The 13,387-nt window shown below is 68.7% G+C and carries 10 protein-coding genes and 1 tRNA gene; 2 read left to right on the forward strand and 9 right to left on the reverse strand.

All coding sequences use genetic code 11. The features are described from left to right. Window positions 1-12 precede the first annotated feature (12 nt). On the forward strand, window positions 13-1,650 hold the full coding sequence (locus B9Y95_RS13430) for an ATP-binding protein (RefSeq protein WP_085512396.1): 1,638 nt from the start codon (window positions 13-15) through the stop codon (window positions 1,648-1,650). Window positions 1,651-1,700: 50 nt separating this feature from the next. On the opposite strand, the gene B9Y95_RS13435 is transcribed toward B9Y95_RS13430, so the two are convergent. Next, window positions 1,701-2,669 (reverse strand): aldo/keto reductase, encoded by a 969-nt coding sequence (locus B9Y95_RS13435; protein ID WP_085512398.1) that lies wholly within the window; start codon window positions 2,667-2,669, stop codon window positions 1,701-1,703. 17 nt (window positions 2,670-2,686) lie between these two features. After that, on the reverse strand, window positions 2,687-3,556 hold the full coding sequence (locus tag B9Y95_RS13440) for a helix-turn-helix transcriptional regulator (RefSeq protein ID WP_327083100.1): 870 nt from the start codon (window positions 3,554-3,556) through the stop codon (window positions 2,687-2,689). 173 nt (window positions 3,557-3,729) lie between these two features. On the opposite strand from B9Y95_RS13440, the gene B9Y95_RS13445 reads away from it, so the two are divergent. Further along, window positions 3,730-5,157 carry an MFS transporter gene (locus tag B9Y95_RS13445; RefSeq protein WP_085512400.1) on the forward strand — a complete coding sequence of 476 codons (1,428 nt, stop codon included), beginning with the start codon at window positions 3,730-3,732 and terminating at the stop codon, window positions 5,155-5,157. Window positions 5,158-5,179: 22 nt separating this feature from the next. Here B9Y95_RS13445 and B9Y95_RS13450 read toward each other — a convergent pair whose 3' ends face one another. The 7 genes from B9Y95_RS13450 to topA all read right to left on the reverse strand — a co-directional run bounded on the left by B9Y95_RS13450 (window position 5,180) and on the right by topA (window position 13,365). Next, window positions 5,180-5,686, reverse strand: a complete 507-nt coding sequence (locus tag B9Y95_RS13450) for a DUF6301 family protein (protein WP_085512402.1) — start codon at window positions 5,684-5,686, stop codon at window positions 5,180-5,182. A gap of 114 nt (window positions 5,687-5,800) precedes the next feature. Then, window positions 5,801-5,876: transfer RNA gene (locus B9Y95_RS13455), tRNA-Thr, on the reverse strand. A 35-nt stretch (window positions 5,877-5,911) separates the two neighbouring features. Then, window positions 5,912-6,547, reverse strand: a complete 636-nt coding sequence (locus B9Y95_RS13460) for a TetR/AcrR family transcriptional regulator (RefSeq protein WP_234994107.1) — start codon at window positions 6,545-6,547, stop codon at window positions 5,912-5,914. A 19-nt stretch (window positions 6,548-6,566) separates the two neighbouring features. Then, a complete protein-coding gene (locus B9Y95_RS13465; protein ID WP_085512406.1) occupies window positions 6,567-8,192 on the reverse strand; it encodes an alpha/beta hydrolase in 1,626 nt (541 codons plus the stop codon). Between the two features lie 9 nt (window positions 8,193-8,201). Further along, window positions 8,202-9,335 carry a DNA polymerase III subunit delta' gene (locus B9Y95_RS13470; RefSeq protein ID WP_085512408.1) on the reverse strand — a complete coding sequence of 378 codons (1,134 nt, stop codon included), beginning with the start codon at window positions 9,333-9,335 and terminating at the stop codon, window positions 8,202-8,204. A 542-nt stretch (window positions 9,336-9,877) separates the two neighbouring features. Continuing rightward, window positions 9,878-10,513 (reverse strand): dTMP kinase, encoded by a 636-nt coding sequence (gene tmk, locus B9Y95_RS13475; protein ID WP_085512410.1) that lies wholly within the window; start codon window positions 10,511-10,513, stop codon window positions 9,878-9,880. Beyond that, window positions 10,510-13,365, reverse strand: coding sequence for a type I DNA topoisomerase (gene topA, locus B9Y95_RS13480; protein WP_085512897.1), 2,856 nt, complete (start codon window positions 13,363-13,365; stop codon window positions 10,510-10,512). Before topA ends, tmk begins: the two co-directional genes overlap by 4 nt. Between the last annotated feature and the right edge of the window lie 22 nt (window positions 13,366-13,387).

Raw genomic sequence — 13,387 nt, forward strand, 5'->3', positions numbered from 1 at the left:
CTGGGAGGCCCGATGCCACGCTGGATCGAAGGCACCGAACGCCACCCTCGGCTCGGCCTGCTGAGCCGGAGTCAGGGTCCGCTGGCGCTGGGGGTGGGGATCGTCACGGCGATCGTCGGCACCACCAGTCCGGCCGTCCTCCGGGTCACCGAGCTCCAACTGGCTTGGGCCGTGATGGGACTCGCGCTCGTCGCGACACTCGTGCTTCCGTGGGAGCGGATCGCGCGCCCGTGGGCGCTCACCCTCGTCAGCGCCGACCTCGCCGTCGTGGGATTCGTGAACCATGCGGTGTCCCCCGTCCTCGGCGCCTCGATCGTGCTGCTCGCCTTCCCCGTGCTCTGGCTGTCCTACAGCTTCGGACGTCTCGGCGTCGTCCTCGCTCTCGTGGGGAGCGTGCTCGTCATCTGGCTGCCCAGCCTGCTGTACGGCGAGGCACCCGAGAGCGCTCGGGACCGGAGCGAGCTCGTCGCGCTCACCCTGCTGCTGGTGCTGGTCATCCTCGCCGTCGGCCTGCAGTCGCAACGGTTCGAACGCGCCCAGGCGAGCGTGCGGGCCGAGGGCGAGGCGAAGGTCGAGGCCTTGGAGCGGCAGAACCGGCTGGCCGTGATGCTCCGCACCGTCGCCGACGAGGTGAACGTCGGACTGGTCTTCTTCGACGAACACGGAGACCAGATCCTCAACAACCGACTCGCCGTGGAACTCGCGACGCTGGCCGGCTACGACGCGTCGACCGGGGGCGCCCGCTTCATCTGGGCGGCGGACGGTGTCACCCCGCTGGCGACGGAGGACCAACCGGTCGTGCGGGTCCTCGATGGACAGGACGTCCGCGACTTCTTCTACTGGGTGGGGCCTCCCGGCAAGCAACGAGCCCTCGTCGCGAACGGCCGACCGGTCAGTGGCGCCGACGGCGAACCGAACGGAGCGCTCCTCGTCGGACAGGACGTGACCGAGCTCACCGAAGCCGTCCGGATGCGCACCGAGTCGCTCACGAGCCTCAGCCACGAGCTCCGGACGCCCCTCACGAGCATCCTCGGGTATCTCGACATGCTCGACGACGACACGGACGTCGCACCCCGCGTGCAGGCCCAGCTCGCCGTCATCCGCCGGAGCGCCGATCATCTCGGGCGTCTGGCTGAACAGTTCCTCGCAGCGAGCGCTCCCCATCTGGAGATCACCGACGAACCCGTCGACCTCAGCGCCATCGTCCTGGAGGCGGCCGACGAGCGACGACGACTCGGCCTGCCCGACGGCGTTGAGCTGCGCACGGCTGCAGTGCCGACGCTGCAGCTCGTCGGCGATCGAGCACGCCTCCGGGAGTTGCTCTCGATCATGCTCGACAACGCGGTGACCTACACCCGCGCCGGCGAGATCTTCCTGAGCGTGCGCTCGGACGGCGTCGATGCGATCGTCCGCGTCACCGACACGGGGATCGGCATCCCGACGGACGAACTCGCCAGGGTCTTCGAACGGTTCCACCGGGCCGGCAACGTGCGCGAGGAGACGATCCGCGGCTCGGGCCTCGGACTCACCATCGCAAGATCCATCGCGCAGGCGCACCGCGGCACGATCGAGGCGTTCGCCACCGGTGACCCCGGAACCACCTTCATCGTCCGTCTACCGCTGGCCCGGCGGAGCCGCTCGGTCGGCTGACGCCGCCGCCGAGGCGTCTCAGTCGCTGAGGCGCCCGGGCCGAGTGGTGCTCACCACCAGAAGGGCGCTTGCGTCACGTAGGGCGATTCGAGCCGGGCGACCTCGTCGTCCGTCAGCTGCACGTCGAGCGCGGCGGCGGCATCCGTGAGGTGTGCCGGTCTGGTGGCACCGATGATGGGAGCTGCGACCGTCGGGTTCCGCAGGACCCAGGCCAGTGCGACCTGCGCCATCGGGATGCCTCGCTCGACGGCGATCTCCTCGACGGCGTCGATGATCGGGCCGTCGGCGTCCGTGTCGAACGCCTTCGCCACCTCGTCGATGTTCGAGCGGTTCGTGGCTGCACCGCGCGGCCGGGCGAGCCGTCCTTTACCGTTCGGCGAGTACGGCGTGAGGCCGACGCCGGTGTCCGCGCACATCGGGATCATCTCCCGTTCCTCTTCGCGTTTCAGCAGGTTGTACTGGTTCTCCATCGCGACGAAAGGTGTCAGCCCGTGGACCGCTGCGGCCGTCTGCAGCTTCGCGAACTGCCAGGCGTACATGGAGGAGGCGCCGAGGTAGCGCACCTTCCCCGCCCGGACGACGTCGTCGAGCGCTCGCATCGTCTCCTCGACCGGGGTCTCCTCGTCGAAGCGGTGGACGTAGTACACGTCGATGTGGTCGGTCCCGAGTCGTCGCAACGACGCGTCGACCTGTTCGAGGATGGCTGTTCGGGAGAGTCCCGATCCCCCGGGCCCGTCATGCATCCTCCCCGACACCTTCGTCGCGAGGACGATGTCCTCACGGCGACTGAACCGCTTGATCGCGCGTCCGACGTACTCCTCGCCGCTGCCCTGTTGATAGACGTTCGCGGTGTCCCAGAACGTGATCCCCAGCTCGACCGCCTGCCGGAAGAACGGCGCTGACGCTGCTTCATCGAGGGTCCAGCGGTGGAGTCCGCGGTTCGGATCGCCGTAGGTCATGCAGCCGAGTGCGAGGCGGCTGACGCGGAGTCCGGTCGCTCCGAGGCGGGTGTACTCCATGCTTGGTGCTCCTTGGGTCAGTGGTGGGGCGAGGGGTGTCCGGAGGTGGCCGCCCAGCTGGCGAGGAGTTTGAGTGACTCCTCGCTCGGTGATCCGGGTTCGGCACTGTAGATCAGGAAGTTCAGGCCGGGCTGATCCATCGGCTCCATCGCCTCGTAGATCATGCGGAGCTCGCCGACGACCGGGTGATGGAACACCTTCTCGCCGGACGTGTGATGGCGGACGTTGTGCGCGCCCCAACGGACGCGGAACTCCTCGCTGCGCGTCGACAACTCACCCACCAGGTCCTGCAGGGCCCGATCGTGCGGGTTGCGCCCCGCCTCGGTGCGCAGGATCGCGACGTTGATGTCGGCCGAGGTCGACCAGCTCGGATAGAACGCCTCCGCGAGGTCGCGGTGCAGGAACACGAACCGAGCCAGGTTCACCGGGCGCTCCGGGAGCGCGTAGAGGTCGGCGTACAGCGCGCGGAAGAGTGCGTTCTCGGCGAGGACGTCCATGCGGCCGTTCCGGACGAACGCCGGGCCTGCGGTGATGGAGTCGAGGGCGAGTTGCATACCGGGCCGCACGCCGGCCGGCGCAGACCGTCGGCGGGCCCTGATCGGCGATTCGTTCGCCGCCCGAGCGAGGTCCGTGAGGTGGGAGCGCTCCGCGTCGTCCAACCGCAGTGCGGTGCCGATCGCGTCGAGGACCGCCTCCGACACCCCCGAGAGGTTCCCGCGCTCGAGACGCGAGTAGTACTCGACGCTCACTCCGGCGAGCATCGCGACCTCGGTGCGACGCAGACCCGGCACGCGTCGGTTCGTTCCGCCAGGCAGCTCCACCTGCTCTGGCGCGAGTCGGTCCCGACGGGTCGTCAGGAACTCGCGCACCTCGTCTCGATTGTTCATGCCGACAACGATATGACGCGGCCTCCGGCGCTGGGGTGTTCCCGCAGGACACCCATCCTCGACCTCGTGGAGGCCGTCCGGGCAGGCACGCAGCGTCTCACGTGCCCGCGCCGCCCTGAGACGTGCCCTGGCGGAGTATCCCTGCTTCGTCGCCGGTGGTGTGTGATCGAGGGATGCAGATCGACCACGGGAACGCGGCAGCACACCGCGCGTCACCACCGGCCTTGGACGATGACGTCGCCGACGACCGTGCAGGCCGGAAGCCGCGACAACGCCTGACGCTGCTGTTGGCTGCGCTCGGGTTCTTCCTGATCACCCTCGACATCCTCATCGTCACCATCGCGCTCACCAGCATCGCGCGAGACCTCGGTGGAACGACGGCATCGCTGCAGTGGGTGATCGACGCCTACACGGTGCTGTTCGCGGCCCTCCTGCTCCTCGCCGGTAACCTCTCGGAGCGGTTCGGCGCGAAACGGGCGTTCGGCGTCGGCATCACCGTCTTCCTCGTCACGTCGATCGCGTGTGCGGTGGCCCCGTCGATCGGTGTCCTCATCGCCGCTCGAGCCCTGCAGGGCGCCGGTGCGGCGTTGATGCTGCCGGCGTCCATGGCGCTCATCCGTGAGGCGTTCCCAGGAGGGCGCGAGCGCGCTCGCGCCCTGGGTGTCTGGGCGGTCGGCGGCGCGGTCGCCACCGCACTCGGGCCGGTCCTCGGCGGCGCGTTGACGACGCTCGACTGGCGACTGGTGTTCGCGATCAACCTGCCCGTCTGCATCATGATGCTCCTGCTGCTCAGGACGGTCGCATCATCCCCTGCACGGCCGGAACCGTTCGACTGGGCCGGACAGTTCGTCTGGCTCATCGCGTCGACGGCGCTGGTGTTCGGACTCATCGAGGGCGGGTCGGACGGGTTCGGCAGTCCTGTCGTGGTCGCCAGCCTCGGAGTCGCGCTGCTCGGCATCGTCGGGTTCCTCGTCATCCAGGCGAGGAGCGCGCACCCGATGATGCCGTTGGATCTGTTCCGATCGAGCGGTATGCGCATCGCCCTCGCCGTCGGATTCGCGTTCATGGTGAGCAACTTCGGGACGGTGTTCGTCCTCAGTCTGTTCCTGCAGCAGCAGCTCCGACTGCCGCCGCTGCTCGCGGGCCTGGTGTTCCTCCCGTCGGCCCTCTTCGCCGTCGTCGGCAACATCGTCAGTGGCACCGTCGCCAACCGGTTCGGTGTGCGGGTCCCGATCGTGGCGGGGTTGTTCCTCATGGTGGTCGGGCTCGTCGGCACCGTCGCCACCGCGCACCTGGGGTCGCCGATCTGGGTGGGTGTCTTCGCGTGCTTCACCGCCGCGGGAGGTTCCGTGGCGATGCCGCCGGTGACCTCCGTGGTCCTCGCGAGCGTCCCGGCATCGCGCGCCGGCACCGCGAGTGCGGTGTTCAACACCTTCCGCCAACTCGGCGGTGCGGTCGCCATCGCGGTCTTCGGGGCGCTCCTCACCGGCTCGACGGGCTTCGTCGCCGGTCTGCAACTCAGCCTCGTCGTCGCCGCCGCGCTCATCCTCCTCACCGCGATCGCGAGCGTGTTCATCAGGCCGGCGGACGGGTCGTCATGACGCCGCAATCGACCAGACGGGATCAGTCAGTGTCGTCGCCGACGCCCGGCTTGCGGCCGGGGTCGATGCCCAGCCGCTCCTCGCCCCGCTCCACGTCGGCGAACCGCTGGTCCTCGACGACGAGCAGCACCTTCTTGGGCACCGTCTTCAGCCAGATCCTGCCGCCGTTCGCCAGTTCCCAGTGCAGGTCTCCGACCTGGGATCCGGCGGGCTGACCAAAGTGCACGCTCAGCGCCGACTGCAGCTCGTATGCGGCGCTCCGCAGCGCGCCGGGGTCGTCGCTCTTGTCGGAGACAGCGATCACGACCTGGGAGATCGCTTCATCTGCGACGAGCGAACGAACGGTCGGCAGGTTCACGGGATACCCGGAACGGTGCTGGACACCGCTCGACGTCTCCAGTTTGAGCTGCCACCCGAGACGCTCCGCGAGTGCCGTGAAGTCGTCGCGACCGAGCGGCCACGACACCGACGTGAAGGCTTCGCAGACGGCATCGATCTGTGCGTCCGTGGCTCTGGCGAGTGCACCCATCAGGTCATCCTACGGCTGTCTCCGCACCGGATTCGGCGGCCGCGGACGAGCAGCCCCGAAAACCAGAACAGCCGCTGACCTGGATGTTCCAGGGCAACGGCCGGGTGAAGCTGATGGAGCCGCCCAAGGGAATCGAACCCTTGACCTTCTCATTACGAGTGAGATGCTCTGCCGACTGAGCTAGGGCGGCGCGTGCACTGGTCGCCCGGCGCACGAGTATCCATGTTAGCGCAGCTTTTGGACCGTCGTGTACAGCTCGGCGAAAGAACGACGGATCCGCTCCGCAAGGGACCCTGGGGTCGGCGCATCGGCCCAGCAGCGCCAGGCATGACGCAGGCCGGCGAAGCCCACCATCGTCACCATCCAGCAGCGGTCGAACAGCGCCTCAGCGTCCTTTACGAGTGTCGGGTCGTCGTTCAGCACCCGGCGCTCGACGACCTTGTAGAGGCCCTCCTCGAAGCCGCGCATACTCGCGATCCGCGCACCCAGCAGGTGCGGGTGGTCGCGCAGCACGTCCTTGCGGAGATGGTGGATCTCGACGTCCTCGTCGGCATCACCGACGGTCCTGGCAAGAAGCTCTCCCAGATCGGTGAGCACGTCGGTGGCGGGCCCCGCGGTGAGGAAGGCGTGCAGGGCGTCACCGTCCGGGATCAGCGGGATGTCGCCGATCAGCGCCTCCTCCTTCGTCCCGAAGTAGTTGAAGAAGGTCCGCGGCGAGACCTCCGCCCGACGGCTCACCTCCTCGACCGTCACGTTCTCGAGCCCCTGCTCACTCGCGAGCGTCAGCACCGCGTGCTGGATCGCCCGACGCGTCGCGAGCCGCTTCCGCTCGCGGAGCCCGAGTTCAGCCGGCGCCGTCATGGTCATCAGGATCCCGCCGTCAACTGCACATCGGGTCCTTCGACGGCACCGTGCCGTCGATGAGGTACTGGTCGACCGCCTGGTTCACGCAGTCGCTGCCCTTGTTGTAGCCCGTGTGACCCTCCCCCTTGTAGGTGATCAGCTGACCCTTGTCGAGCTGCTCCGCGAGGTTCTGCGCCCAGACGTACGGCGTGGCCGGGTCGTTCGTCGTCCCGACGACAAGGATCGGCGCAGCACCCTTCGCGTGGATCTCCCCACGCTCGGTCCGCGTCTGGTACGGCCAGTTGGCGCAGAACGTGTCGCCGTAGGCCATGTACTCGCCGATCACGGGAGCCGCCTCCTGCAGCTGCTTCGCTTCGTCGGCCATCTTGGTCTTGTCGTCGTCGTAGCTGTAGTCGAGGCAGTTGATCGCGTTGAAGGCCTCGGTCTGGTTGTCGGCGTACTTGCCGGACTCGCTGCGACCGTTGTAGCCGTCGGCGAACTGGAAGGCGATGTCGGTCCCACCCTGCATGACCTCGGCGAACATCTTGCTGAGGTACGGCCACGCATCGGCCTGGTACAGCGGGTAGATGATCGCCGTGAGCAGGGTGTTGCCGCCCAGCTCACGTCCGTCGTCGCCGGGGATCGGGTTCGCGTCGACCTCGTCGAGGAGCGTCTTGATCTCGGTCATCGCGCTGTCGACGGAGCCCTTGAACGGGCAGTCCTTACCCGTCATGCAGTCCTCGAGGTAGGCACGCAGAGCACTCTCGAAGCCCTTGGCCTGCTCCTTGACGACCTCGAAGTTCGATGTCGACGGGTCGATCGCGCCGTCCAGCACGAGGCGCCCGACGTTCTTCGGGAAGAGCTCCGCGTACGTCGCGCCGAGGAAGGTGCCGTACGAGTAGCCGAGGTAGTAGAGCTGCTTGTCGCCGACGGCTGCACGCAGCATGTCGAGGTCCTTCGCAGCGCTCTGCGTGTCGACGAACTCGAGCATCTTGCCCGTCTCCTCCGCACACGCGTCGCCGAAGTCCTTCGCGGCCTTCTCGTTCGCGGCGATCCACTCGTCGGAGCCGCGCTTCCCCGGCGTCACGTCGTACAGGTACGCGTCCATCTCGGAGTCGGTCAGGCAGGTCACCGGCGTCGACTTGCCGACACCGCGCGGGTCGAAGCCGACGACGTCGAAGTTCTCCTGGAGGTCCTTGTCGACCGCGAAGTCGAGGCTGTCGGCGACGAGGCTGTAGCCGGAACCACCCGGGCCGCCGGGGTTCATGAAGAGCGAGCCGATCGGCTTGCCGTTCGTCGCCTGGTGACGCACGAGCGCCAGGGAGAGTTCGCCGTCCGAGGGGTTGTCCCAGTCGATGGGCGCCTTCGCGGTGGCGCACTCGAAGCCGTCGGCACAGCCGCTGGTCTTCCAGTCGAGCTTCTGCTCGTAGAAGGGCTTCAGCTCGGCATCGACGTCGCTCGTCGCCGGCGAGGAGGACGACGACGTCGGCTCGGCGGCCTTCGGCGGCAGGAAGGCCGTCACGCACCCGCTCAGGGTGAGCGCCGCGACCGCGAGACCGGCCACCAGGGCGACCCGCGCCGCACGGCGCGCACCGGGACCCCTGCGACGGGGTGCACCGGTCGATCCCGTCGAGTCCGACGGCTGCTGCCTGGGCGAAGTCACAGAGGCTCCCTACCGGACCGCCGACACGAGCATGGCCTCCAAGGCCAGCGCCGGGGCGACGTTCCCTTCGATTCGTGTGCGGGCGACGGAGATCGCCTCCAAGGTTTCGATCGTAACCGCAGGCGTCGTCCGGCGAGCGGCTTCCTCGAGTTCCGGACGCAATTCACGGTTGATGATCGTGGCGTCGTGCCCCAGCTGCAGGAGCACGATGTCGCGGTACAGCGAGAGCAGGTCGACCATGATCCGGTCGAGACCATCGCGCAGGCTGCGGGTGGCGCGCCGCTTCTGGTCCTCCTCCATCGCCCGCACCTGCGAGCGGAGGGCCGGCGGGACCGACTGACCGGGCTCGACGCCGAGTGAGCGCAGGGTGCTCTCCCGCTCGGCCTCGTCGCGGAGCGAGGTGTACGCCTTCGCGTCGTCGCCCGCCAACTCCAGAAGGCGACCCGCGGTGACGACCGCCTGGCCGGCGCTCCGGATGTCTAGCACTGCACGGAGCGTGGACTCACGGCGCTGCCGTGCGCCGGGGTCGGTCGCGAGGCGGTGGGCCATGCCGACGTGGCTCTGCGCTTCGCGGGCGGCACGCTCGGCGAGGTCGGGCGCCACACCGTCGCGTCGTTCCAGCAGCTCGGCGACATCGTCGATGGTGGGGACACCGAGGCGGACCGAGCGGACGCGCGACCGGATGGTGGGCAACAGGTCGGCCTCGCTCGGTGCGCACAGCACCCAGATCGTGCTGCTCGGCGGTTCCTCGAGCGACTTCAGCAGGAGGTTGGAGGTGCGCTCGGTCATGCGGTCGGCGTCCTCGACGACCATGACGCGGAAGCGACCGACGGACGGCGCGCGGTAGGCGTTCCGGACGAGGTCGCGGACCTCGTCGATCGTGATGATCACGCGATCGGTGCTCAGGGCGGAGAGGTCCGGGTGGGTGCGCGCCTCCACCTGACGACGGGTGACGTCGTCGCCCCCGGGCTCACGACTGAGCAGCGCGGCGGCGAACGCGTAGGCGAGGGTCGACCGGCCGGAACCGGGCGGCCCGGTGATGAGCCAGGCGTGAGTGAGGCCCTTGGGCGTGACCGGGTCCGACGCCGACTGGAGGAGCTCGATCGCGTCGCGTTGACCCGTCAAGTCGGTCCAGGAAGCCATACCTCCAGGATACCGGGCGGCACCGACCTGAGCCGGCGGGGTGCGCGTCGGTCACCGAGCCGACCCACGGTCACCGAGCCGACCCACGGTCACCGAGCCGACCCACGGTCACTGAACCGACCCACGGTCACTGAACCGACCCACGGTCACTGAGCCGACCCACGGTCACTGAGCTGACCCACGGTCACTGAGCTGACCCACGGTCACTGAGCTTGTCGAAGTGCCGACCACACATGCGCGCCCTTCGACAGGCTCAGGGACCGGAAGGGTGTGGGCTCAGGGACCGGAACGGAGTGCGCCCTTCGACAGGCTCAAGGACCGGAAGGGTGTGGGCTCAGGGACCGGAACGGAGTGCGCCCTTCGACAGGCTCAGGGACCGGAAAGGTGTGTGCTCAGGGACCGGAACGGTGTGCGCCCTTCGACAGGCTCAGGGACCGGAAAGGTGTGTGCTCAGGGACCGGAAGGGTGTGCGCTCAGGGACCGGAAGGGTGTGGGCTCAGGGACCGGAGGGATGTGGACTCAGGGATCGGAACGGTTGGCGCTCAGAGGAGCGGCGCGATGCGGGCCTGGATGTCGGCGGCGAGTTGCTCGGGCGGGAGCGCGGCGTCGACGACGAGGAACCGCTCGGGTTCTGCGGCCGCGAGGGCGAGGAACGACTCCCGCACCCGGGTGTGGAAGTCCTGCGCCTCGGCCTCGAGCCGGTCGAAGCGCTTGTTGGCGTTGTCGAGACGACCGCGGGCGACGGCGACGTCCAGGTCGAGCAGGACGGTCACGTCGGGCAGGAGGTCCTCGGCGGCCCAGAGCGAGATGTCGCGGATCTGCTGCGCGTCGAGCACGCGTCCGCTGCCCTGATAGGCGACCGACGAGTCGAGGTACCGGTCCTGCAGGACGACCTCGCCCCTCGCGAGAGCCGGGCGCACCACGGTGGCGATGTGGTGAGCACGGTCCGCCGCGTAGAGCAGGGCTTCGGCTCGCGGGCTGATGTCGCCCCGGTGATGCAGCACGATCTCGCGGATCTCGACACCGAGCTCACTGCCGCCCGGCTCACGGGTCCGGACGACCGTCCGTCCCTGCTGCTCGAACCAGTCGCTCAGGAGTCGCGCTTGCGTCGACTTCCCGACGCCGTCACCGCCCTCGAGGGTGATGAACAGGCCCCGAGGGCGTCCTCCCCCGCTCACGTGACGGCGTCGGCCTTCGCCGCAGCCGCCTTGTTCGCGGCGCGGGTCGCGGCAGCCTTCTTCGCAGCTTCCGAACGGGCGGTCGACGTGGCCGTCGCGGACTTCGTGGCCGCCGTCTTGGCGGTCCCCGTCTTCGCGGCGGCGGTCTTCTTGGCCGGAGCCTTCTTCGCGGGTGCCTTCTTCGCGGGAGCCTTGCGACCGGCCTTCGGCTTCGCCGGGCCCTTCGCGCGCTTGTCCGCCAGGAGCTGGACCGCTCGCTCGAAGTCGACGTCGTCGACCTCCTCGCCACGAGGGATCGTCGCGTTGGTCACGCCGTCCGTCACGTAGGCGCCGAAGCGGCCGTCCTTGATCTTGATCGGCTTCCCGCTCTCGGGGTCGGCCTCGAACTCCTTGAGGGCGCTCGACGCCTTCCGTGCTCCGTACTTGGGCTGCGCGAACAGCTCCACGGCACCGGCGAGGTCGACCGCGAAGATGTCGTCCTCGGAGGTGAGCGACCGGGTGTCGGTGCCCTTCTTCAGGTACGGACCGTAGCGACCGTTCTGCGCGAGGATCTCCTCACCCGACTCGGGGTCGGCGCCGACGACCCGCGGCAGGTCGAGGAGCTTGAGCGCGGTCTCGAGGTCGATGGTCGCGAGGTCCATCGACTTGAAGAGCGACGCGGTGCGGGGTTTCTCGGCTGCCGCCTTCTTCTTGGCGGGGGCCTTCTTCTTGGCACCCGCTGCCGGCTCGGTCACCTCGCCGGTCGCCGTGTCGACGGAGAGCTCCGCCTCGGGCTCCGGGTCGACCTCGGTGATGTACGGGCCGAAGCGTCCGTCCTTCGCGACGATCTCCTTGCCGGTCGCCGGGTTCACGCCGATGACGCGATCGCCGACGACGGGTGCGTCGATGAGCTCGTGCGCCTTCGCGGGCGTCAGTTCGTCGGGCGCGAGGTCCTCAGGCAGGTTGACCCGACGCGGCGTCGGGGCTTCCTCTCCTTCGGCCGGCGGCGGACCGTCGGGCGTGACCTCGAGGTACGGGCCGTACTTGCCGATGCGGAGCGTGACCCCGTCGTCGATGACGATCGAGTTGATGCGGCGGGCGTCGATGTCGCCGAGGTTGTCGATGACCTGACGCAGGCCGCGACCCGAATCGTCGCCGAAGTAGAAGCCCTTGAGCCAGTCGACGCGGTCGACCGAGCCGCCGGCGATCCGGTCGAGGTCGTTCTCCATCTCAGCGGTGAAGTCGTACTCGACGAGTTCCTCGAAGTACTCCTCCAGGAGACGGACGACGCTGAACGCCACCCAGCTGGGGATGAGCGCCTGGCCGCGCTGCGTCACGTAGCCGCGGTCGATGATCGTGGAGATGATCGATGCGAACGTGGACGGTCGGCCGATGCCGAGCTCCTCGAGCCGCTTCACGAGGCTGGCCTCGGTGTAGCGCGGGGGCGGCGAGGTCTCGTGCCCCTTCGCCTCCGGGTCCTCGATGCCGAGCTGCTGGCCTTCGGTGAGGGGCGGCAACTTCGCCTCGGACGCGTCGTCCTGAGAGTTGCGGTCCTCGTCCTGGCCCTCTTCGTAGGCGGCGAGGAAGCCGCGGAAGGTGATGACGGTGCCGGACGCGGTGAACTCGGCACGGCCCACGTCGGTCTTCGACTCGAGCGTGATCGTCGCGGTGGAGCCCTTCGCGTCGGCCATCTGGCTTGCGACGGTGCGCTTCCAGATGAGGTCGTACAGCTTGAAGTCGTTCCCGCGGAGGGTCGATGCGAGCGAGGACGGCGTGCGGAACGTGTCGCCCGAGGGACGGATCGCCTCGTGCGCCTCCTGCGCGTTCTTGCTCTTGCCGCTGTAGAGGAGCGGCTTGTCGGGCACCGTCTCGGCACCGTAGAGGGCAGCAGCCTGCTTCCGAGCCGCGTCGATCGCCTGCTTGCTCAGCGACGGCGAGTCGGTACGCATGTACGTGATGTAGCCGTTCTCGTACAGCGACTGCGCGACACTCATCGTCTGGCGAGCGGAGAACCGGAGCTTGCGACCGGCCTCCTGCTGGAGTGTGGAGGTCGTGAACGGTGCCGCCGGCCGGCGGGAGTACGGCTTGGACTCGACGGAGAGGACGGTCGCCTTCGACTGCTCGAGTGCTGCGGCGAGCGCCGTGGCACGCTGCTCGTCGAGCGGGACGGCACTGCCCTTGAGCTGGCCGAGGTCGTCGAAGTCGCGGCCGGTGGCGACGCGGTCGCCGTCGAGCCGGACCAGACGCGCGGTGAAGGGTGCTCCGGTGGCGTCGGCTTCGGGGAGGAAGCGGGCGATGACGTCCCAGTAGGAGGCGGCGCGGAAGGCGAGACGCTCGCGCTCCCGGTCGACGACGAGTCGGGTGGCGGCGGACTGCACGCGCCCGGCGCTCAGCCCGGGGCCGACCTTGCGCCAGAGCACCGGCGAGATCTCGTACCCGTAGAGGCGGTCGAGGATCCGGCGGGTCTCCTGGGCGTCGACGAGGTCGGTGTCGAGGGGCCGCGTCTTGTCCTTCGCAGCGAGGATGGCGTCCTTGGTGATCTCGTGGAAGACCATGCGGCTGACGGGGACCTTGGGCTGCAGGACCTGCAGGAGGTGCCACGCGATGGCTTCGCCTTCGCGGTCCTCATCAGTCGCGAGGAGGAGCTCGTCGGCGTTCTTGAGTGCGCGCTTGAGGTCCGCGACGGTCTTCTTCTTCGCGTCGGAGACGACGTAGTACGGCTCGAAGCCGTTGTCGACGTCGACCGAGAACTTGCCGAGCGAGCCCTTCTTGAGCTCGGCGGGAAGGTTCTTCGGCTCGATGAGGTCGCGGATGTGACCGACCGAGGACAGCACCTCGTAGTCGTCACCGAGATATCCGGCGATCGACTTCATCTTGGTCGGTGACTCTACGATC

The organism is Plantibacter flavus (genome assembly GCF_900177615.1).
Lineage (GTDB): Bacteria > Actinomycetota > Actinomycetes > Actinomycetales > Microbacteriaceae > Plantibacter > Plantibacter flavus.